Genomic DNA, 21243 nt, shown 5'->3' with positions numbered 1-21243 from the left:
GGCATGCATTTTGCCGGGCACGGTCGAGCGATGCGGGAGATTGGTCTCCTCATGGATCGGCAGCGCGTCCATGTCGGCGCGCATGGCGATGACCCGGCCGGAATTCTGGCCCTTGCCCTTGATGACGCCGACGACGCCGGTCTGGCCGACGCCTGTGGCCACTTCATCGACGCCCCATTCCCTGAGCTTGTCGGCGACGAGGCCCGCGGTCCGGTGAACGTCGTACATCAGCTCGGGGTGGCGATGGATGTCGCGGCGGATCGCGGTGATTTCCGGGGTGAGCGCCGCGATGATGTCGGTCTTGGGCATCGTAACCTCTGAGATGGTATGGGGCGACCGCGCAGAAAACGGGTGCCGTCCCGCAGGCTAGCCCAGCCGCGGGCCGGCTGTCCAAGCCGGTGGCGCGCAGGGGATGGGCCTTGGAGGAATGGCGGGCGCATCTCGGAAGGTCAGTGGGCCGGTTCCTGAACGAACGGATGGAACTGGGTCGCGATTGTGAAATAATCTGAGAACGCTGTAGCCATGATTTGGCCTTGCTTGACGATTAGCGGAGGCGGCATCCGCTCGGGCCATCGAGATTATCTGGCCTGATCCTTTCCAAATCCCCCTTACATGTTTGGTAGATGATGCGTCGCTTGTCGTTGCTTGCGTTACTGTGCGGCTTTTTGCCTGCTGCCGCTCTAGCTGATGTCACGCCTGAAAAAATCTCCTTCCAGCCGCAGGTCAAAGGCCTCGGTTGCCTCAAATCCGAAACGAAGGCGATGATCGCCGAACTCGTCGCGAAGATCGGTCCGATTCAGATCACTTCGACCTGCGGCGGCCGGCATGCCCGTCACTCGCAGCACTACAGCGGCAGGGCGGTCGATTTCCGGCCGATGGCGACGTCGGCGCGCAAGGCAGCGGCTGCGGCACGTGCGATCGAGAGCGTCGGCGGTGTCGGGACTTATTCAAACGGCCTTGTTCACGCCGATGTCGGTGCGCGCGAGGCTTCCTGGTACGGCCACAAGCGCACCCGTTACGCTTCCGCCAGCAAGCGCAGCCGCTATGCGCGGCTTGCCCGCAACAACAATTGATGCATCCTTGCGCGCTCCTAGCGACGCGCGGTCGTGAGGTCGTGCCGATAGACCAGATCTTTCGGATCGGGCCTATCGGCTACGAGGTCGCGAACGGCGCCGAGCCGTTCCGCCACGGCGATCGAACCTGCATTGTTCGGCGCGATATAGCTGACCAGTTCGGAGACCTCGAGCGCTGCCGCAGCCCAGTCGCGCAGCGCCGCGGCGGCTTCGGTGGCGTAACCTCGCCCCTCATGGCTTTCATAGAGCAGCCAGCCCAGCTCCTTCTCCGGGAAAAGCGGACCGTGGCTGATGCCGACCTGGCCGATGCAGAGGCCGTCCGCGCGCCGGTCGATCATCAGTCCGCCATGGCCGTATAGGCTCCAGCAGGCGATGTCGTGGCAGAACAGCCCCCAAGCCTGTCGTTTTGACAGGGGCCCGCCGAACCCTGCCGCGCGCGGCGACGTCATGAGGGCAGCATAGGTCGGAAAATCCGCCTCGACCATCGGTCGCAGTACGAGGCGGTGCGTCTGCAGCGTCGGGATCGATCGGGCGGTCACGGCAGGTTGTCGATTGGCGGCGGGGTCGGCTCAGATGCCAAAGTTCTTGCGCCAGCCTTCGATATCGTCGAGGGCGACATTCGAGCCGCAAAGCACGAGGCAGATCCTCTCGTCGGATCGGAAGCTGGCCTTGCGCGCCAATGCGGCTGCAACCACGCAGGCCGCCGCCGGCTCCAGAAGCACCCGCCCGTTCTGGAGGACCCAGACGAGCTCGCGAACGGCTTCGGCGTCGGGCACCACGATGATCTCCTCGAGGAATTGGCGCGCCGCCGCCATGGTGCGCTTCGTCGCGAAGGGGGCGCCGAGCGTGCGGGCGATCGAGGTCGGGCGGATCGCCACCGGTTCGCCGGCCGCCAGCGCCTGCGTCATCGTGGTCGCGCCTTCGGTCTCGACACCATGCAGGCGCACGGCGGGGTCGAGGCCTTTCAAAGCCGCTCCGACCCCCGCCGCGAAGCCCCCGCCGCCGACCGAGACGAAGACATGGTCGAGCCGCCCGCCGGCATCGGCTGCCAGTTCGAGGCCGAGCGTTCCGTGGCCGGCGATGATGGCCGGGTCGTCATAGGAATGGACATGGGTCATGCCTCGCGCCGCATAATCTTCGGCCCTGGCGAAGGCGGCGACGGAATCCTCACAGAGCTCGACCTGTCCGCCGGCCTCCTCTGTCAGGCGGATATTGAGCGCCGGCGTCGCCTTCGGCATCAGCACGAGCGCCCGCGTACCGACCGCGCGTGCGACGAGGGAGACGGCGATCGCATGATTGCCGCCCGATACCGTGACGACACCGCGCGTGAGCTCCGCCTCGCTCAGCCCCATCAGCTTGTTGTAGCAGCCGCGAACCTTGAACGAGCCGCCGAGCTGCAGGCTCTCGATCTTCACCCAGGTCTCGACGCCGAGCCGCGCGGAAAGCCCGGCGCTGTAATAGGTCGGCGTGCGGCGGACCTTGCCGGCGATGCGCGCTGCGGCAGCCTGGACGTCGGCAAGGGTGACGTCGAATGCGGTGACGTCGATTGGCATGGCGCTCAGGTCCTCCGCCGGGCGATTCCGGTCCGGCGGAACGAGAGCGCGCCGGAGGCCGGGCCGTCAAGCTCAGGCCATTCGGGCAGGCGCTAGGGGGCCGGCGGCTGACCGGCCTTCGGGCGCATATGGTTGGGCGCCCGCGCCGATAGCGGCACGGCGGGGCGGTCGGTCCGGTACTGGCCTCGCGCGATGGCGCCGAAGAGCAACATCACGGCGGTCAGGGTCATGAGCCACCAGGGCAGCAGCGGCGCGAACCCGAAGACGCTGAGCGCGAAGGCGGTGGTGAAGGCGGCGACGCCACCGGCCGCCAGAGCCCCGGTCATGCGCCCAGCGGCGCGGATCGCGAAATAGAGGCAGGCTGCCCCGGCCGCGGCCCCGACGAGCCCGAGCTCGTACCAGGTCTCGAACAGCAGCGTCGCGGGAGCCGGCTGTGGCAGCGTGCCGTTCATCTGCCCGCGCAGGACCGTGTCGAGGCCATGTCCGGTTATCACTTCGATCGGCGATTGCCGGATCACGTCGGCCCAGATCGAGAGCATCTGCGCGAAATCATCGGCACTGTCGGGCAGGATCGAGACCAGCGGCGCCATCAGGAAGGGCAGGATCGGCGCGAACAGCATCAAGCCGGCGACGATGGTGGCGATGATCTGCGCCGCACGCTCGGGACTGGCGGTAACGGCGCCGAAGGCGACGGCGCCGAAAATCATCGCCACCGTCTCGCCATCCTCGAAACGCGTCAGGGCCAGCAGCGTCACGACGAGCGCCAGCCCGAGCGCGCTCAGTCCGCGCTCGCGCGAGAGCAGCCAGGCCAGCGCCGGCCAAGCCATGATCAGGATGATCGAGACGCCGCGCTCGACGGCGCCGGGCGGCGTTTCGGCATGGCGCAGCGCTGCGACCGCGATCAGCCCCAGCGCGAAGATGCCGGCGCTGCCGGTGCCGAGCGCGACGAGATTGAGGTTCGAGGAGCGCATCCGCTCGGGCAGGGCGGAGAGGCCCACGAAGCCGAGCACAGCCGCGAGCATCAGATTGCTGGCCTTCTCGACGGCCGCGGCCGGAAATGGACTCCAGACCAGCGACAGGAAGGCCCACGCGATCAGCCCGATCAGGATCAGGCCCGGGCGGCTGACCAGAAGAGCCCGGAGCGTGCCGGCGAATTTGCGAGGGTCCTCGATCAAGGCCGCAATGATCAGCAGGGCGATGCCGATCGGCACCAGCACGACGGCGGCCCGGCGCGACACCAGCGCGGCCAGTGGCAGGACGAGCGCCAGCGTGCCGAAGCCGATGCGCCGCAGCAGCAGCGCGGCGTCGGTCGCCGGATCGAGTGGGGCTTGGGCGTTGTTTCGGATCATGCGTTCCGGCGGGAGTCACGGGCCTCGGCCTTCACCCTAGCGGGCACGGGCGTCCCCGGCTGTAGGTGCGGCGCAACACTGTCGCAGCATCTCTTCGGCGGGATCGGGGGCGCGGCGCTATCGCCTCTGGTGGGGCGGCGTCGTTCGTGAGAGAAATCGGCATGACCATGCTGGCAGCCATCCCCTTTGCGAGCGGCTTCGCGATCGATGCCTTGATGCACGGCCTTGTCGGCCGGTTGAAGCGGCAGGGTCTGCGCCTCGGCGGCGTGGTCCAGCACAATGATGCGATCTGCGACGATCGCTGCATGGCGATGTCGCTGGAGGATGTGGCGAGCGGGCGGCGCTTTCCGATCAGTCAGGATCTCGGATCGGGCGCTGCGGGCTGCCATCTCGATGCGACCGGTCTTGCGGCTGCGGCGGTCGCTTTCTCCGATGCGCTGGCCGGGCGCGTCGATCTCGTGATCGTCAACCGCTTCGGCAAGCAGGAGGCCCTGGGCGAGGGCCTGCGCCAGGAGATCGCCGGCACGCTGCTTGCGGGGCTGCCGTTGCTGATCGCCGTGCGCAGCGATTTCCTGCCGGCCTGGCGCGAGTTCGCCGGCGACGACTGGCTCGAGTTGGCGCCGGACGCGGAGGCGGTGGAGCGCTGGGCATTGGCTGCGACCTCCGTCGCGGCCTGATCGATCGGCATGGCGGAAGCGCGCACGATCGGCCTGATCCTCGCGGGTGGCCTCGCCCGGCGCATGGGTGGTGGCGACAAGACGCTGAAACCGCTCGCTGGCCGGCCGATTCTGGCCCATGTCGTCGATCGCCTGCGCGGCCAGTGCGACGATCTCCTGCTCAACGCCAATGGCGATCCAGCGCGTCTGGCTGCATTCGGCCTGCCGGTTGTCGCCGATGGCCTGCCGGATTTCGCCGGGCCTCTCGCCGGCATCCTCGCCGGCCTCGACTGGCTCACCGCGCATCGGCCGCAAACCGATTGGCTGCTGAGCGTTGCAGCCGATACGCCTTTCATTCCCGGTGATCTGACGGTGCGCCTGCATCAAGCGAGGACTGCCGCCGGCATGTCGCTCGCGTGCGCTGCCTCGGGCGGGCGGCAGCACCACGCGATTGGCCTCTGGCCAGCTGCGTTGCGGGAGGATCTGCGCCGGGCATTGGCGGCAGGGGAACGCAGGCTCGGGCGCTGGACGCAAGCTCAAGGCGTCGCCGTCGCCGAGTGGCCGGCCGAGCCCATCGATCCCTTCTTCAACGTGAACACGCCTGAGGACCTCGACGAGGCCGAGCGGCTGTTGGCGGGCATGGCCTGACTGCGCCTTACCCTTCCAGCAGCGTCTTCAGCGCCGCGAGGTCGCGGCTGACCATGGCCGCATCCCGGGCCATCTCGTCGTCGGACATGCCGTCGCGCTGGAACAGCGTGAACACGACCTCGGCCCCGTCGCCATTGGCGACGACCCTCATCGGGTTGTGCATCGCCGGACCATGTTCGGGAATGACGACATGGTCGAGCACGCCGCGATTGTTCGGTTCGCTGAACAGGACGCGCATCGGCCCCATCGGGGTCTCGGTCCGCCAGCTCATGCCCTCGACCTGCACGAAGCTATGGCCGAGGCCTTCCGCCCAGCGCGGGAAATTCGCGGGGTCGGCAAGGAAGGCGTAGACCTCCTCCACCGGGCGCTTGATGCCGATCCCGATATGGCGGGCGCGATGGATAGCCATGCTCTGTCCTTCCGATCAGCGAACAAAAGAAGAACAAAAGAGCTTGTATGTCAAGTCGTCAGCCGCGGCGCCTGCCGAATGCTACTCGATGACGATCCGCGGCGCCGCACGGACAGCGCCGCCGAGACCTGCCTGGACCTGTCGGGCAAGGGCGACATAGGCTTTGGCATGGGCGCTTGCGGGATCGCTGGCGACGATCGGCCGTCCGCCATCGGAGGTCTCGCGGATCGGCATGGCCAGCGGGATTTCGCCGAGGAAGGGAATGCCGAGCCGCTCGGCCTCGTGCCGAGCGCCGCCATGGGCGAAGATGTCGGAGCGGTGTCCGCAGGCCGGGCAGGTGAAATAGCTCATGTTCTCGACGAGGCCGAGGATCGGCACGGCGACCTTCCTGAACATCGCGACGCCGCGGCGCGCGTCGAGCAGGGCAAGGTCCTGCGGCGTCGAGACGATGACGGCGCCGGCGAGCGGCACCTGCTGCGCCATGGTGAGCTGGGCATCGCCGGTGCCGGGCGGCATATCGACGACGAGCACGTCGAGATCGCCCCAGGCGACCTCGCGCAGCATCTGGGTGATCGCCGAGATCACCATCGGCCCGCGCCAGATCATCGGCGTCTCCTCATCGACGAGGAAACCGATCGACATCACCTTGAGCCCGTATGCCTCCATCGGCGCGAGTGTCCGGCCCGAGACGATCTGCGGCTTGCCCTTGATGCCGAAGATCTTCGGCATGGACGGCCCGTAGATGTCGGAATCGAGCACGCCGACCTTGAGGCCGAGCGTCGAGAGTGCCACCGCGAGATTGGCGGCGGTGGTCGACTTGCCGACGCCGCCCTTGCCGCTGGCCACTGCGATGATCTGCTTCACGCCCGGCACGCCGGCAGGTCTCGGCGCGCCGCCCGGTCCGGGGCGCTGCGCCTGCTGGCGGGCCTGCATCCCGGCCGAGGGGCCGGCCTTGTCGGCGGTGAGCCCGACCAGTACCTGCGTTACCCCAGGCAGGCCGCCGACGGCGCTTTCGGCCGCCTTGCGTACCGGCTCCATCGCTGCGGCTTCCGTCGCGTCGATGCCGATCGCGAAGATCACCTTGCCACCATCGACGAGGATGTCGCCGATGCGACCGGAGGCGGCGAGCGACTGCCCGCTTGCCGGTAGCTTCACCAGTTCAAGTGCCCGCAGGACATCGGCTTGGGAGACGGTCACTTCGTTGCACTCCGTTGGCTGGTCCGGGCGGCTAGGCTGCCTTGCGGATATGGAAGACGAGCGCCCCATCCATATCTCCCTGGCGCTCGATGGCACTCCCGGTCTCGCGCGCGAGGTTCGGTAGGTCGATCGCCGCCATCGGATCGGTGCAGTGCACGATGATGATGCTGCCGGCCCGCGCGGCGATGAGCGCCTTGCGGACGCGCAGCACCGGGAGCGGGCATTTCAGGCCGCGCAGGTCGAGCGGAATGGTATCGATGGTCGCGCCCGCCGGGGCCGTTGTCGTCATGCTGCTTCATAGGACGGCCGGGCGGGCGGCAGCAACCGTCGCCTTGCCGCAGGGCGCTTGACCCCGGCGGCGGCGCCGCCGATGAAGAGGCGATCGATCAGGAGAAACCGGGTGACGATGCGGTCGAACGGCCGAAGCAGACGGGGGCCGTGATGGCGCGATTGGGCGGCGGCCGGACCGATTCCGGACTCGTCACACTCGATGAAGCGGCGGCCGATGCGGTGTCGCGTGTACATCCGGTCGCCGGCACGGTGGAACTTCCGCTCGCCGAAGCCGACGGTCATGTGCTGGCGCGAGCGCTGATCGCGCCGCGCGACCTGCCCCCTTTCGCGAATTCCGCCGTCGATGGCTATGCCATCCGCTTCGCCGATCTCGCGGCCGGTGCGGCGACGAGCTTGCCTGTCCGCGGCCGGACGATGGCCGGCGAGGCGCGAGCGGCGCTGGAGTATGGTGCCTGGCGCATCTTCACCGGCGCTCCGGTTCCCGAGGGCGCCGATACCATCGTGATGCAGGAAGATGTCGTCGCGAGCGACGGCGCGGTCGTTTTGCCGGCGGGCATCGTCCTCGGCGCCAATCTGCGTCGGGCCGGCGAAGATGTCGCATGCGGGCAGGAGGTTCTGTCAGCCGGCCGGCGTCTGCGCCCGCCGGATCTAGGGCTGCTCGCGGCGCTTGGGCTGGCCCATGTCACTGTGCGCCGGTGTCCGCGTGTCGCGCTGTTCTCGACCGGCGATGAACTGACGGAACCGGGAGGGCTCCTCGGTCCGGCGGCGATCTACGACGCCAACCGGGCGATGTTGCTGGCCATGCTGGTGCGGGCCGGTGCCGAGGTCGTCGATCTCGGCATCCTACGGGACGAGGCAAAAGGCCTTGGGCAGCGGCTGCGCGAGGCGGCGTGCGATTGCGATCTTGTCCTCACCTCCGGCGGGGTTTCGGTCGGCGAGGCCGATCATGTCAGGGATGCGGTTCTGACTTGCGGTACGCTTGATCTCTGGCGTGTTGCGATCAAGCCGGGCAAGCCCATCGCGATCGGCAGTGTCGCCGGCACGCCCTTCATCGGCCTGCCCGGCAATCCGGTCGCGGTCTTCGTCGGTTTCGCCTTCGTTGCCCGCCCACTGATCGCCCGGCTGGCCGGGGAGAGCTATGCCCCCCCCATCGCCCGGCCCGTCAGGTTGGGCTTCGCGCATGCCAGGAAGCCGGGCCGGCGAGAGTTTCTGCGCGTGTCGCTGGAATACGGGGCCGATGGTGATGTCATCGCGCGCAAGCACCGGGGCGAGGGGGCAGGTTCGCTCGCCTCGCTCGCGCAGTCTGACGGGCTCGTGGTGCTGGCGGAGGATGTGGCGCAGGTCGAGGCGGGAGAGGCCGCGTCCTTCCTGCCCTACGCGGAACTGTTCTAGTCGCGCCGGAAGATCACGCTCGCGCCCCAGCCGAGAAAGAGCGCCAGTAGTACAGTGGCGAGCCCGTAAAGTGGCGCCCAGTCATAGGCGCCGAGTGCCAGACGTTGCTCGATGCCGGTCTTGATCACCTCGAAATGTGTCTGTTGCCGCGCCAGCGGCACACCGCCGGAATAAAGCACGATGTCGACGGTATAAGATCCGGTCGGCGCCGTCGCGGGGATATCGACCGGCGCACTGAACAGCGCGCTCGACAGGAAGGTGACGCCCCGCTCCACGTAGCTGTAGAGGTCCTTGCCCTGCATGATCCGGACAAGGCTTTCGCGGAAGCGCCGCGAGCCGGGGTCGAGATCGACCCAACTGCCGGAGGGGCGTTCGGCATTGATGAGGCCGATGCGGTCGCGCTGCGCGGTTTCGCTGCTCATCATTTCCATGATCGGCCGATTGCTGGCGACATGCAGGAAGACCGGATTGTCCGGGAAGCGCCGCTGCGTCCGGTTGATCCAGATCGGGCCGAGCCGCTCCTTCTCGCGCACCAGCAGCATGCGCCGGGGGCCGCGCACCGTGACGATGATATCGTAAGGGTCACCGCGCGCGACCGTCCGGCCGTCGCGCTCGACCAGCCCGAACACTGTGAGTTGGCTGCCGGTATAGTTGGAGGTGATCTGGATCTGGTGACTCGACATTGCCGCGATCAGCGTCTCGGCATGGGCTGTCCCGGCCGTAACCCCGATCGTGAAAGCGGCGAGGATTGCAGCGAGCCACCTCATCGTCCGCTCTCCGGCACGACGACGGAGAAGGGCTCGCTCGGTGGAATGAAGAGCTCGATCGCGAAGCGCAAGCCTACCGACAGGATCAGCAAGGCCAGCAGAAGGCGGAAGGATTCGACGTTGAGATTGCGCGCCGCCCGTCCGCCGAACTGCGCGCCGATCACGCCGCCGACCAGCAGCAGCACGGCGAGTACGATGTCGACCGATTGATTGGTGACCGCATGCAGCACTGTCGCGCCGGTCATCGTTACTAGGATCTGGAACAGCGAGGTGCCCACCACCACGGCCGGTGGAATCCGGAAGAAATAGATCAGGCCGGGGACGAGGATGAAGCCGCCGCCGACGCCGAGCACGGCGCCGATGAAGCCGATGACGATGGCGAGCAAGGCGATCGGCAGCACGCTGCAATAGAGGCCGGAGCGATAGAAGCGCTGGCGGAAGGGCAGGCCCATCCACCAGGGATGCATCCCGCCGCGCCGTTTCAGCCGCGCCGGCCTGCCGGCCCGGACGCGCAGCATCGCACGCAGCGCGTCGTAGAGCATCAGACCGCCGATGATCGAAAACAGCGTGACATAGGACAGCGTGATGACGAGTTCGAGCTGGCCGAGCCGGCGCATGGCATTGAAGAACAGCACGCCGAGGACGGTGCCGAGGATGCCGCCGCTGACCAGCACGCCGCCGAGCTTGAGGTCGAGCGCCTTGCGCCGGAGATAGGTGAGGACGCCGGTCATCGAGGACCCCGCGACTTGCGCCGCGACGGTCGCGACCGCCACAGCCGGCGGGATGTCTAGGAAGATCAGGAGCGGCGTCAACAGGAAGCCGCCGCCGACGCCGAACAGGCCGGAGATGAAACCCACCGCACCACTCAGGCCGAGAACCATCAGGACGCTGATCGGCAGCTCGGCGATCGGCAGGTAGATCTGCACGCTTACCCCTCGCAAGGCGGCGCATGGACGTCTGCATGCGCCTGATGAGCCCCAGACTAGACGGTCTGGGTTAAGAGCCCCTGACAAAGCTCACGGCCAACCTTGCGGGCCTTGCCGGAGTTTTTGGGCTGGGTTCGAAAAGGAAAAAGGCGGGCCGCTTCCGGCCCGCCCTAGGAAACGATTGTTCTTCCTCGCGCGTCAACACGTCGAAAGCATGACGTTCCGCAATGAGACTCAGGTCCGGGATTGCTTGGCCGGCTTGGGTGCCGCCGCGGTCGGCTGGGGATCCCAGCCCTTGGCGGGCGGAGTCACTTCGTTCGAGGCGGCATCGAGCGTCCTGGGCTTCCAGCTCGCCGCTGTCGCTTTGGCCGTAGCGAGGTCTTCAGGCTTCAGGCGCTGTGCTACCTCGTCGCGCTTGCGCCCGGCATCCTCGTCGCCCTGGCTGGCCGCGACCGAGAACCAGATGAAGGACTGGGCGAGGTCTGTCGGCGCGCCGAGGCCGCGTCCGAGCAGCACGGCAAGATTGTACTGGCTGTCGCGGACGCCAAGCTCGGCGGCGCGGCGGAACCACTCCGTCGCCATGGCGTAATCCGGCTTGCCGGCGACGCCTTCGGCATGGAGCACGGCGAGGTTGTGCATCGCCTTGGCGTTGCCGCGCTCAGCGGCGCGCTGATACCAGATCCGGGCAAGCGACAGGTCGCGCTGGGTTCCGATGCCCTTCTCGAACATGTTGCCGACACGGAACTGGGCCGGGGCGAGGCCTGCGACGGCCGCGCGCTCGAACAGCCGCAGCGCCAGCTTGGTGTCCCGCTGGTGGGCCGGCCCGTCGGCGGCCCTGGTTGCCAGCTCGTAGACCGCGCGCGCATCGCCCTCCTGGGCCGCCTTCCGCAGGCCGGCACTGCCGAACCCGGCCGGCAGCTCGCCGATTCCGGTCACGAGCTGTGCCGGTTCGGTCGATGCGGCAGGTGCCGCCGGTACGGTTTCAGCCGAGGCCGGCACGGCCGAGGCGGTGACGGAGCGCTCTGGCACGGCGTTGCTGGCGGCGGGCTGGTCCTGCACTCCCTGCGGAGTGGAGGGCAGAGCCGAGGATTGGTCCTTGGTGGGAGCGGCCTGTGCCGGCGCAGCGGGAGTAGCCTCGGGCTGGGCGGACGGCGGCGCGATCAGACTGCGCGCTTCGGTATTGACGGTCTTGCCGCCGTTGCCGCGCAGTGACGACGTGACGAGATGCGCCGTCCCCATGGCGAGGATCAGCGCGGCGAGGCCGAGCAGCAGCGGGCGCTTGCGCTTTTCCAGGATGTCCTTGAGCCGGCCCGAGCTCTTGGCCGACGGCTCCGCGGCCGGCGCAGGGGCGGTGGCGGCCGCTTCGCTCGCGGCCTTGGCTGAGCGCCGTGCGGCGGCGATCAGGCTCTGACGGACCGATTGCGGGTCCTGGCCGGTACCGATCGTAGCCTCGGGACGCGGACGTCCGGAGCCGGGCTCCAGCGGAATGTCGAAGGCGGCACTCCCCGGCAGGGTGGGTTCGCTGCGGGCGGGGTCGCCGACCGGCATGGCGAAGCGATCCTGCGCGGCTACGCCGACCGAAAGGCCGGGATTGTCGCGGGCGGGTGCGGCACTGCTCCGCACAGCGGCATCCCCGGCCCGCATCGCTGCTGCCAGCCCGTTCTCGGGCGGACGGCGTTCGCCCTGCAGCTCGGCTTCGAGGCTGGCGAGCCGCGACATGATCGTCTCGAGCGAGCCATGGACGGCGCCGAGCGCGTCCCGCGTCTGGCTGTCGGAGGAGACGTGGGTGTCGCGCAGACCCGTCACAAGGTTCGAGAGTTCGGCGATGCCCGGGCCTGAGGCCGCTGTACTGGCTGCTTGGGCGAGCGCGGCCCGTTCGGCGGCCGTTTCCTCGCGCATCGAACGCAGGTGAACGACGAGGTCCTGTAGCGTGCGCTCCATGCCGTTCTCGGCCGAGCGGGTCGCGGATGCCTCGTCGAGGCGGCTGGCGATGCCGGAAATCTGCCGCTCGAGCGCATCGAAGGCTTCGGCGTTCGCGCCGGGCGCGCCGGCCTCGTCGATCTTCTCGGCGAGATGGCGCAACATCTGCTCGATCGGGTTGAGGTCGACAGAAGCCACGCCGTCGCCGATCATCTGCGTCAGTTGGGTCGAGGCGGCGAGGCTTTCGATCCGGCCCGAAAGGGCTTCGATCTGCCGGGTCACGTTGGATGGCCCGTGCTCGACCAGGAACTCGATCCGCTGCTGCAGCGAGTCGATGCGGCTGGCGAGGTAGTCGCTCTGCTGCGAGGAGCCGCTCTCGCTCAGCTTCTGGGTGGCGATCTCGTCGAACTTGCACGAGAGGGCGTCGACTTGCGTCGCCAGGGAACTCAGCAGGCTCGTACCGGGAATCTCGTCGCGCTGCGACAATACCACGCTGCGCACGTCGTCGATGGCGCTGGCCAGGCTGCGCAGCTCGCCCATGTCGGGGCGGGCGTCGCGCAGCCGGCCGATCTCGAAGCCGAGCGTTGCGACCTGCTGGGACAGGTCTTCCAGCTTGCGGTCCTGCCCGCCGGCGCCGAGGAGATCCCGGAGTTCCGCGATGTCGCGCCGCACGGGGTCGAGATTGGCGATCTGGCCGCCGCGGGTGGCGAGCGCATCGACCTTCGCGGCCAGATGCGCGATCTCGAGCTGGAAGCGCTGATAACTTTCGCCGGCCCGGTCCTGCGACAGTCGCGAGACCTCCGCCTCGATGCGGGTAAGCGGCTTAAGAAGGGGCTCGAACTGGTCGCGCCGGTCGAGCCTGTCGAGGCGCTCGGCCAGCAGGCCGATCCTGGCCTCGATCGCGCCGGTGTCCACGCGGGCGGGGGCAGCAGGCCGTTGCGGCTGTGCCGGACGGCCTTCGCAGGAGAGCCGCGAGCCGATCTCGCGCAGGTCTTCTCTCAGCGCCGAAACGCGCTCGGGCGCGACGGCCGCCGGCCGGGCGGTCACGGTCGCGTCGGTGTCGAGAAAACGCTGGCGCGTGCGGATGTCGGTGACGGCGGCGGCAAGACCTTCGCGGCTGAAGGCGAGGCGGGGAGTCTGTTCCGCGCGCGTCTGCTGTGCCTCGATGCCGCGGCGCTCGATCTCAGCGATGCGCTCGCCCATCGTCTTGATCGCGTCGGCGATGACGTTGGTGGCGCGTTCCTGCCGCTCGGCGGCGCCGCGCTCGCTCGACGACAGGCGGTCTTCGGTCTTTTCGATCCAGCGGGTGATGGAATCCAGCGCGCCGGCAGTCCGGGCATTGGCTTCGCGGGTCATGCTTTCGAGGGCAGCCGCCTGGCCGACGAGGCTCTCGATCGCGCCGCGTGACGGGTTGGAAACGGGCTGTCGCGGCGCCGTGTCCGTCCGACCCTGCGACAGGCTCGCCAGCCGCTCCGACAGGGCGGCGATGTCGAGTTGTTCCGGGGCGGCCGAGGCAGGTGCCTCTTCGCTCTCGTCGCGAATCTTGTGGTCGAGCCATTCGCCCAGCGTCATGCCCGCCCGGCGGGCTGCCGCCTTTGCCGCATCGCGTGTCCGGGGGTCGACGCCCTTCACGCTCCAGGGCAAGCTGTTGGCCATGATCTCGCTCGCCTAAGGGGACGTTGTCTGCAGCGGGCGAGGCCCCCTGGTGCCGTCGCCTTCCGCGCGAATCTGGGCTGATCGTGAAGGGCCGTTGCCGAAGCCACGACGCCGATGCGCGTTCCCGACATTTGGCCGGTATGGTAAACAGCGGGTTAATAGCCGGGGGCTCGATCGTTAATTTTCTACGAATGCCCCATGGGAAGGCGTCTTTCACGAGCATGTAACGGTAACTTACCCCGTGCCGGCGACGTATTACCTGACGCAGCGAGAGCGTGTTCCGTATCACTGAGCCATCGATCGATGCCGCCAGAAGGTCGGCGATTCGATCCAATCGCAAGGATTGCAGCTTTCATGTCACGCCAAAGCTTGGCTATGGCGGGTTCTCCGATTCATGAAACCCGCTCCGCCGCCGCCTCTGCCGACGCCGAACAAGCCGGCGATTTCACCATCAGCGACCTCGCCCGCGATTTCGGGGTGACGTTGCGCACGCTACGCTTCTATGAAGCACGCGGCCTGATCTCACCGAGCCGTTCCGGCATGACGCGCATCTATTCGGCGCGCGACCGGGCGCGCCTCGCCCTGATCCTCAAGGGCAAGCAGCTCGGCTTCACGCTCGTCGAGATCCGCGCCATGCTCGCCAACGAAGACAAGAAGGGTGGAGCTGGCGAAGCGGCGGCTTCCGTCGGGGGCCTTCAGCTCAGCCGCGAGCAGATCGTGGAGCAACTCGACCTGCTCCGCAGCCAGCGCGCCGAGATCGAAGGCGCGATCGCCGAACTTGAGGCGTCCCTCTCCCGTTTCGGCAAGGCCTGAACGGCGCTTCCCGGCGCGGGTTCCAGCGCGTTCGGGTTGACATCGGCCTCCCCAAAACCCCGGCTTCGCCGGGGTTTTTTTATTGTCGCGTCACGCTTACGCCATTCCGAGGATCACAACATCGCATCGTCGGAGTTGCAATTTGGCCGATATTGTTTATATATGAACTATATTGATGCGGCGACAGCGATCAGGCGCCGCCTTGCGACGAGAGGGAGGATTCGATGCCGGTCTACAAGGCGCCCGTCGAGGACACGCTTTTCCTGCTCAACGACGTCTTCAACATCGAGCGCTACAACAACCTGCCGGGCTTCGCCGACGCGTCCTCCGACGTGATCGAGGCCGTGCTCGGCGAGGGCGCCAAGCTCTGCGAGGAAGTCCTCCAGCCGATCAATTATTCCGGCGACCAGGAAGGCTGCACGCGCCATCCCGACGGCCGCGTCACCACGCCGAAGGGCTTCAAGGAGGCCTATCAGGCCTATGCCGGCGGCGGCTGGATCGGCCTCGCCATGGATCCGGAATATGGCGGCCAGGGCCTGCCCTATACGCTCGGCGCCGTGATGAACGAATACGCCTCCGCCGCGAACATGGCCTTCGCCATGTATCCGGGTCTGACCATGGGCGCGATCGCGGCGCTCTACGTCCATGGCTCCGACGAGATCAAGCGGACCTATCTGCCGAAGATGATCGACGGCACCTGGTCGGGCACCATGAACCTGACCGAGCCGCATTGCGGCACCGATCTCGGCCTGCTCAAGACCAAGGCCGTGCCGAACGGCGACGGCTCCTATGCCATCTCCGGCACCAAGATCTTCATCTCGGCCGGCGAGCAGGATATCACCGAGAACATCGTCCACCTCGTGCTCGCCCGCATCGAGGGTGCGCCGGCCGGCGTGAAGGGCATCTCGCTCTTCGTCGTGCCGCGCAACAAGCTGGATAGCGACGGCTCGGTCGGCGCCAATAACGGCGTGTCCTGCGGTTCGATCGAGCACAAGATGGGCATCCACGGCAACGCGACCTGCGTCATGAACTATGACGGCGCGCAGGGCTGGTTGGTCGGGGCCGAGAACAAGGGCCTCAACGCCATGTTCGTGATGATGAATGAGGCCCGCCTCGGCGTCGCGATCCAGGGCCTCGCCCAGTCCGAGGTCGCCTACCAGAATGCCGTCGCCTATGCCAAGGAGCGCTTGCAGGGCCGCGCGCTGACCGGCGCCAAGGAGCCGGCCAAGCCGGCCGACCCGATCATCGTCCACCCGGACGTGCGCCGCACGCTGATGTCGATCAAGGCCTTCAATGAAGCGGCCCGCGCCTTCGTGCTCTGGAACGCGCTGAAGTCGGACATTGCCCATCGCTCCGGCGATGCGGCCGAGCGCCAGGCGGCCGACGACCAGCTCGGCCTGATGACTCCGGTTCTCAAGGGCGTGCTAACCGATATCGGCTTCGACAACGCGGTGAAGGCACAGCAGATGTTCGGCGGCCATGGCTATATCGCCGAGACCGGCGTCGAGCAGTTCGTCCGCGATGCCCGCATCGCCATGATCTACGAGGGCGCCAACGGCGTGCAGGCGATGGACCTCGTCGGCCGCAAGCTCGGCCGCGACGGCGGCCGCGGCATCATGGCCTTCTTCAACGAGGTCGGGACTTTCCTGAAGGAGAATGCCGAGGACGAGGCGCTGAAGCCGTTGCTCGGGCCGCTCCAGGTCTCCTTGGGCCATCTGCAGCAAGCGGCGATGTGGTTCATGAACAACGCCCTCGCCAAGCCGGACAATGCCGGTGCCGGCGCCAGCGACTTCATGCATCTGCTTGGTCTGGTCTCGCTCGGCTACATGTGGGTGAAGATGGCCAAGGCCGCGCAGGAAAAGCTCAAGGCCGGTGCCGATGAGCGCATGAGCGCCAAGCTGGTCACGGCCCGCTTCTTCATGGAGCGCACCTTGCCGGAAACCGCCGCCCATCTGGCGCGCATCACCTCCGGTGCGGATACGACGATGGCGCTGAGCGTCGAGCAGTTCTGATCGAACTGCGATCATGCTCGGGCTCGACCCGGGCATATCTTGATGAGTTCGCCGGATAGGAAGATGGTCGGCTCAAGCCGACCACGACGTCCGGCAGGAAAACAAGCCGCCGGGTCGCGGCAGCCCAGGGAGATCCCTCGATGGCAGACGCATTCATTTACGATCACGTCCGGACGCCGCGCGGCAAGGGCAAGGCCGACGGCTCGCTTCATGAAGTTACCGCGATCGAGCTCGGCACCCAGGCTCTGCGCGCGATCAAGGACCGCAACGATCTCGATCCGCTCCTCGTCGAGGACGTGGTGATGGGTTGCGTCGACCCGGTCGGCGAGGCCGGCGCCGATATCGCCCGCACCGTCGCGCTCAAGGCCGGCTACGGCAAGGAAGTGCCGGGCGTGCAGATTAACCGCTTCTGCGCCTCGGGCCTCGATGCGGTAAACCTCGCCGCGGCGCAGGTCATGTCCGGCCAGAAGGAGATGGCGATCGGCGGCGGCGTCGAGTCGATGTCGCGCGTCGGCATGGGCGCTTCCGGCTTCGGCATTGCGGTCGATCCATCAGTCGCCATCGACACCTATTTCATGCCGCAGGGCGTCGCGGCCGACCTGATCGCGACCAAATACGGCTTCTCGCGCGACGATGTCGACGCCTTCGCCGTGCGCTCGCACCAGCGCGCTGCAAAGGCCTGGGCCGAAGGCCGCTTCAAGAACTCGGTGATCCCCGTCACCGACGTCAACGGCCTCATCATCCTCGACCGCGACGAGACGATCCGGCCGGGCACCGACATGCAGGCGCTGGCCGCGCTCAAGGCCTCCTTCGTCCAGATGGGCGAGATGGGTGGCTTCGACGCGGTCGCGACCTCGGCGCACCCGGATGTCGAGTTCGTCAACCACGTCCACCATGCCGGCAATTCCTCGGGCATCGTCGATGGCGCGGCTGCCGTGCTCGTCGGCTCGAAGAAGGCCGGCAAGGCTGCGGGCCTGAAGCCGCGTGCCCGCATCAAGGCCTTCGCCACGGTCGGCTCCGATCTCGCGCTGATGCTCACCGGCCCGATCGACGTCACCGAGCGCGTGCTGAAGAAGGCGGGCATGTCCATCAAGGACATCGACCTCTTCGAGTTGAACGAGGCCTTCTCCTCGGTCGTGCTGCGCTACCAGCAGGCGCTCGACATCGACGACGCCATCCTGAACGTCAACGGCGGCGCCATCGCCATGGGCCATCCGCTCGGCGCGACCGGCGCGATGGTGCTCGGCACCGTGCTCGACGAGCTGGAGCGGCAGGACAAGCAGACCGCGTTGGTGACGCTCTGCGTCGCCGTCGGCATGGGCGTCGCCACCATCATCGAGCGCGTCTGAGCGGAAGGGCAGGGAGAGAGATCATGAACCTCACCAATTTCCGCTTCGAGACCGACGCCGACGGCATCGCTGTCGCGACCTGGGACATGCCGGGCCGCTCGATGAACGTCATCACCCCCGAGGTGATGGAAGAGCTGAACCAGATCGTCGACAAGGTCGCGGGCGATGAGGCCATCAAGGGCTGCGTCATCACCTCCGGCAAGGAGAGCTTCTCCGGCGGCGCCGACCTCACCATGCTCCAGGGCTTGCGCGACCTCTATGTGAAGCTCGTCAGGGAGAAGGGCGAGGCAGTCGCGATGCAGAGCTTCTTCGACGAGAGCCGCAAGCTCTCGCTGCTCTATCGCAAGCTCGAAACCTGCGGGAAGCCCTTTGCCGCGGCCATTCACGGCGTCTGCCTCGGTGGCGCTTTCGAACTCTCGCTCTCCTGCCAGTACCGGGTCGTCTCGGACGATGCCTCGACCCGCGTCGGCCTGCCCGAGATCAAGGTCGGGCTGTTTCCGGGCGCCGGCGGCACCCAGCGTGTCGCCCGCCTGATGCAGACCGGCGACGCGCTCCAGATGATGTTCAAGGGCGAGCAGGTGAAGGCGCTGCCGGCCCGCAATTCCGGCCTCGTCCATGCGGTCACCCCGCGCGCCGACATCATCCAGAACGCCAAGGACTGGCTCAAGGCCAACCCGCAGGCGACGCAACCCTGGGATCAGAAGGGCTTCAAGCTGCCCTCCAACAAGGTGCATTCGCCGGCCGGTATGCAGATCTGGCCGCCGGCCAACGCAATCTATCGCCGCGAGACCAACGACAACTATCCGGCCGCCCGCGCGATCCTCTGCGCGGTCTATGAGGGCCTGCAGCTCCCGATCGACCTCGGCCTCAAGGTCGAGAGCCGCTACTTCGCCAAGATCCTGCGGACGAAGGAGGCGGCTTCGATGATCCGCTCGCTCTTCGTCTCGATGCAGGAGCTGAACAAGGGCGCCCGCCGCCCGGCCGACGTGCCGCCGTCCAAGCTCAAGAAGGTCGGCGTCATCGGCGCGGGCTTCATGGGCGCCGGCATCGCCTATGTCACAGCCAATGCCGGCCTCGAGGTCGTGCTGGTCGACAAGGACATCGAGGCAGCCGAGAAGGGCAAGGCTCATTCGCACAAGCTGGTCTCCGACCAGATCATGAAGGGCCGCGCCAAGACCGCCGATCGCGACGCGCTGCTGGGCCGTATCAAGGCCTCTGCCGACTATGCCGATCTCAAGGGCTGCGACCTGATCGTCGAAGCCGTGTTCGAGGACCCGAGGGTCAAGGCCGAGGTCATCGCCAAGGTCGAGGCCGTGGTCGGCCCGCGAACGATCTTCGGCTCCAACACCTCGACGCTGCCGATCACCGGCCTCGCCGAGACCAGCCAGCGGCCGAAGAACTTCATCGGCATCCATTTCTTCTCGCCGGTCGAGAAGATGCTGCTGGTCGAGGTCATCATGGCCAAGAAGACCGGCAAGAAGGCGCTCGCCATGGCGCTGGACTTCGTCCGCGCCATCAAGAAGACGCCGATCGTCGTCAACGACACCCGCGGCTTCTATGCCAATCGCTGCGTCGGCAACTACATCCGCGAAGGCCATCTCATGCTGATGGAAGGCGTGCCGCCGGCGATGATCGAGGCTGCCGGCAAGCAGGCCGGCATGCCGGTCGGTCCGCTCTCGCTCAATGACGAGGTCGCCGTCGATCTCGCCTACAAGGTGCTGAAGGCGACCAAGGCCCAGCTCGGCGACGGCGCGGTCGATCCGGCGCAGGAGAAGCTGCTCGCCGACATGGTCGAGAAGCACGGCCGCCTTGGCCGCAAGAACCGCAAGGGCTTCTACGATTATCCGGAAGCCGGGCCGAAGCGGCTCTGGCCGGGCCTCGCCGAACTCGTCGGCAAGCGGCTCGATCCCGAAAGCGTCGACATGGAGGAACTGAAGCATCGTCTTCTGGTCACGCAGGCGCTGGAAGCCGCGAAGACCTATGAGGAAGGCGTCGTCACCGACCCTCGCGAGGCCGATGTCGGCTCGATCATCGGTTTCGGCTTCGCGCCGTACTCGGGCGGCACGCTCTCCTATATCGACAATATGGGCGCGGCTGCCTTCGTGAGGCTCTGCGAGAAGCTGGCCAAGAGCCACGGCGAGCGGTTCAAGCCGAACCGCCTCCTGAAGCGCATGGCCAAGACCGGCGAGAGCTTCTACGGCACGGTCGAGAAGAAGGCGGCCTGAGCCTTCCGGCTCATGTCGCCAGCCGCGTGCGCAGCAGCGCCACGAGCCAGTCCGCGAAGACCTGCAGCCGGCGCGACAGGTGCCGGCGGTGGGGATAGAGCAATGTCATCGGCATCGGCGCGGCCCGGTGCCGGGGCATCACCTCGACGAGTTCGCCAGCGGCGAGATGCTCAGCCACGTCATAGGCGGGGATCTGGATCAGGCCGAGCCCGGAGAGGCAGCAGGCGATATAGGCTTCCGCGCTGTTGACGGTGACACGCCCGGGCAGGGCGCGGGTATGCAGCGCGCCACCCTCCAGCCATTCCCAGGGCTCGATCCGCCCCGTCGTCGGCGAGGCGTAGTTGACGGCCCTGTGCCCATCGAGTTCGTCGGGGTCAGTCGGCGTTCCATGCGAGGCGAGATAGCCGGGGCTCGCAACATTGATCAGTGGCAATTCTCCGACGGAGCGCGCGATCAGCCCGGAATCGTTCAAGGGACCGACGCGCAACACGCAGTCGATACCGTCCTCGATCAGGTTGCTTGCCCGGTCGGTGACGCTGAGATCAATGTCGATCTCGGGATAGCGGGCGAGGAAGTCCGGCAGGGCCGGCGCGATGATCAGGCGCCCGATCCGGCCCGGTACGTCGATCCTGAGCCGCCCGACAGGGCTTGAGGTGCTGTGGCGGAACAGCGCCTCGGTTTCCTCGACATCGGCGACGAGCCGGGCGCAGTGCTCGTAGAAGGCTGAGCCGTCCTGCGTCGCCGATACGCGCCGCGTCGTACGCTGGAGCAGCCTGGTGCCGATCCTCTGTTCAAGTGCCGCCACCGCGGCCGAGACCGAGGAACGCGGCAGGCCGAGCGCCTTGGCGGCCTGGGTGAAGCTTTCGCATTCGACCACGCGGGCAAAGATGCGGAAGAGGTCGATGCGATCCAAATCGGCGCTCCCTGATTGTTCGGATTGTCTGATCAGTGATGTCCTGATCAAAATCTTTATAGCCGATTTCGGAACGATATCTTGTGGTCATCGA

Annotated in this window: 19 protein-coding genes and 1 pseudogene; 8 read left to right on the top strand and 12 right to left on the bottom strand. The window is 67.3% G+C overall.

The window, feature by feature from the left end; translation table 11 throughout:
* Positions 1–309: pseudogene (locus tag J0I42_RS22160) on the bottom strand (amidohydrolase); the annotation flags it as partial.
* Positions 310–761: 452 nt separating this feature from the next.
* Here J0I42_RS22160 and J0I42_RS22155 point away from each other — a divergent pair.
* Complete coding sequence (locus tag J0I42_RS22155) at positions 762–1073, top strand: DUF882 domain-containing protein (RefSeq protein ID WP_291658129.1); 312 nt, start codon at positions 762–764, stop codon at positions 1071–1073.
* A gap of 17 nt (positions 1074–1090) precedes the next feature.
* Here the strand turns inward: J0I42_RS22155 and J0I42_RS22150 are convergent, their stop codons facing one another.
* The 3 genes from J0I42_RS22150 to J0I42_RS22140 all read right to left on the bottom strand — a co-directional run bounded on the left by J0I42_RS22150 (position 1091) and on the right by J0I42_RS22140 (position 3975).
* Entirely contained in the window at positions 1091–1612 is a 522-nt protein-coding gene (locus J0I42_RS22150) for a GNAT family N-acetyltransferase (RefSeq protein ID WP_291658128.1), read from the bottom strand.
* Between the two features lie 30 nt (positions 1613–1642).
* Positions 1643–2626, bottom strand: coding sequence for a threonine ammonia-lyase (locus J0I42_RS22145; protein WP_291658127.1), 984 nt, complete (start codon positions 2624–2626; stop codon positions 1643–1645).
* Between the two features lie 92 nt (positions 2627–2718).
* Positions 2719–3975 (bottom strand): peptide ABC transporter permease, encoded by a 1257-nt coding sequence (locus tag J0I42_RS22140; protein ID WP_291658126.1) that lies wholly within the window; start codon positions 3973–3975, stop codon positions 2719–2721.
* A 161-nt stretch (positions 3976–4136) separates the two neighbouring features.
* On the opposite strand from J0I42_RS22140, the gene J0I42_RS22135 reads away from it, so the two are divergent.
* Complete coding sequence (locus tag J0I42_RS22135; protein WP_291658125.1) at positions 4137–4652, top strand: DUF2478 domain-containing protein; 516 nt, start codon at positions 4137–4139, stop codon at positions 4650–4652.
* 9 nt (positions 4653–4661) lie between these two features.
* Entirely contained in the window at positions 4662–5279 is a 618-nt protein-coding gene (gene mobA, locus J0I42_RS22130; RefSeq protein ID WP_291658123.1) for a molybdenum cofactor guanylyltransferase MobA, read from the top strand.
* Positions 5280–5286: 7 nt separating this feature from the next.
* Here mobA and J0I42_RS22125 read toward each other — a convergent pair whose 3' ends face one another.
* From J0I42_RS22125 to J0I42_RS22110, 4 genes are all read right to left on the bottom strand, one after another.
* Positions 5287–5688, bottom strand: a complete 402-nt coding sequence (locus J0I42_RS22125) for an SRPBCC family protein (RefSeq protein ID WP_291658121.1) — start codon at positions 5686–5688, stop codon at positions 5287–5289.
* Positions 5689–5769: 81 nt separating this feature from the next.
* Entirely contained in the window at positions 5770–6885 is a 1116-nt protein-coding gene (locus J0I42_RS22120; protein ID WP_291658120.1) for an Mrp/NBP35 family ATP-binding protein, read from the bottom strand.
* A 31-nt stretch (positions 6886–6916) separates the two neighbouring features.
* Complete coding sequence (locus J0I42_RS22115) at positions 6917–7174, bottom strand: sulfurtransferase TusA family protein (protein ID WP_291658118.1); 258 nt, start codon at positions 7172–7174, stop codon at positions 6917–6919.
* Entirely contained in the window at positions 7171–7458 is a 288-nt protein-coding gene (locus J0I42_RS22110) for a hypothetical protein (RefSeq protein ID WP_291658116.1), read from the bottom strand. Before J0I42_RS22110 ends, J0I42_RS22115 begins: the two co-directional genes overlap by 4 nt.
* Between J0I42_RS22110 and J0I42_RS22105 the strand changes: the two genes are divergently transcribed.
* Positions 7426–8568, top strand: a complete 1143-nt coding sequence (locus J0I42_RS22105; protein WP_291658114.1) for a molybdopterin molybdotransferase MoeA — start codon at positions 7426–7428, stop codon at positions 8566–8568. The genes J0I42_RS22110 and J0I42_RS22105 overlap by 33 nt on opposite strands.
* On the opposite strand, the gene J0I42_RS22100 is transcribed toward J0I42_RS22105, so the two are convergent.
* From J0I42_RS22100 to J0I42_RS22090, 3 genes are all read right to left on the bottom strand, one after another.
* Positions 8565–9335: a TIGR02186 family protein gene (locus J0I42_RS22100; protein WP_291658113.1), complete on the bottom strand. Its 771-nt coding sequence runs from the start codon at positions 9333–9335 to the stop codon at positions 8565–8567. The genes J0I42_RS22105 and J0I42_RS22100 overlap by 4 nt on opposite strands.
* Positions 9332–10261, bottom strand: a complete 930-nt coding sequence (locus J0I42_RS22095; protein WP_291658112.1) for a sulfite exporter TauE/SafE family protein — start codon at positions 10259–10261, stop codon at positions 9332–9334. Before J0I42_RS22095 ends, J0I42_RS22100 begins: the two co-directional genes overlap by 4 nt.
* 234 nt (positions 10262–10495) lie before the next feature.
* Positions 10496–13837: a hypothetical protein gene (locus J0I42_RS22090; protein ID WP_291658110.1), complete on the bottom strand. Its 3342-nt coding sequence runs from the start codon at positions 13835–13837 to the stop codon at positions 10496–10498.
* A 354-nt stretch (positions 13838–14191) separates the two neighbouring features.
* Between J0I42_RS22090 and J0I42_RS22085 the strand changes: the two genes are divergently transcribed.
* The 4 genes from J0I42_RS22085 (at position 14192) to J0I42_RS22070 (ending at position 20236) form a co-directional block, all read left to right on the top strand.
* Complete coding sequence (locus J0I42_RS22085; protein WP_291658109.1) at positions 14192–14650, top strand: MerR family transcriptional regulator; 459 nt, start codon at positions 14192–14194, stop codon at positions 14648–14650.
* Between the two features lie 224 nt (positions 14651–14874).
* On the top strand, positions 14875–16662 hold the full coding sequence (locus J0I42_RS22080; protein ID WP_291658108.1) for an acyl-CoA dehydrogenase C-terminal domain-containing protein: 1788 nt from the start codon (positions 14875–14877) through the stop codon (positions 16660–16662).
* A gap of 140 nt (positions 16663–16802) precedes the next feature.
* Positions 16803–18011 carry an acetyl-CoA C-acetyltransferase gene (locus J0I42_RS22075; RefSeq protein ID WP_291658106.1) on the top strand — a complete coding sequence of 403 codons (1209 nt, stop codon included), beginning with the start codon at positions 16803–16805 and terminating at the stop codon, positions 18009–18011.
* 23 nt (positions 18012–18034) lie between these two features.
* Positions 18035–20236 carry an FAD-dependent oxidoreductase gene (locus J0I42_RS22070; protein WP_291658105.1) on the top strand — a complete coding sequence of 734 codons (2202 nt, stop codon included), beginning with the start codon at positions 18035–18037 and terminating at the stop codon, positions 20234–20236.
* A 10-nt stretch (positions 20237–20246) separates the two neighbouring features.
* On the opposite strand, the gene J0I42_RS22065 is transcribed toward J0I42_RS22070, so the two are convergent.
* Positions 20247–21149 (bottom strand): LysR family transcriptional regulator, encoded by a 903-nt coding sequence (locus tag J0I42_RS22065; RefSeq protein WP_291658104.1) that lies wholly within the window; start codon positions 21147–21149, stop codon positions 20247–20249.
* Positions 21150–21243 lie beyond the last annotated feature (94 nt).

It is taken from the genome of Allobosea sp. (genome assembly GCF_017308015.1).
Classification (GTDB): domain Bacteria; phylum Pseudomonadota; class Alphaproteobacteria; order Rhizobiales; family Beijerinckiaceae; genus Allobosea.
The sequence above is the reverse complement of the archived record's forward strand: the minus strand, read 5'-3'. Positions and strand labels throughout refer to the sequence as shown.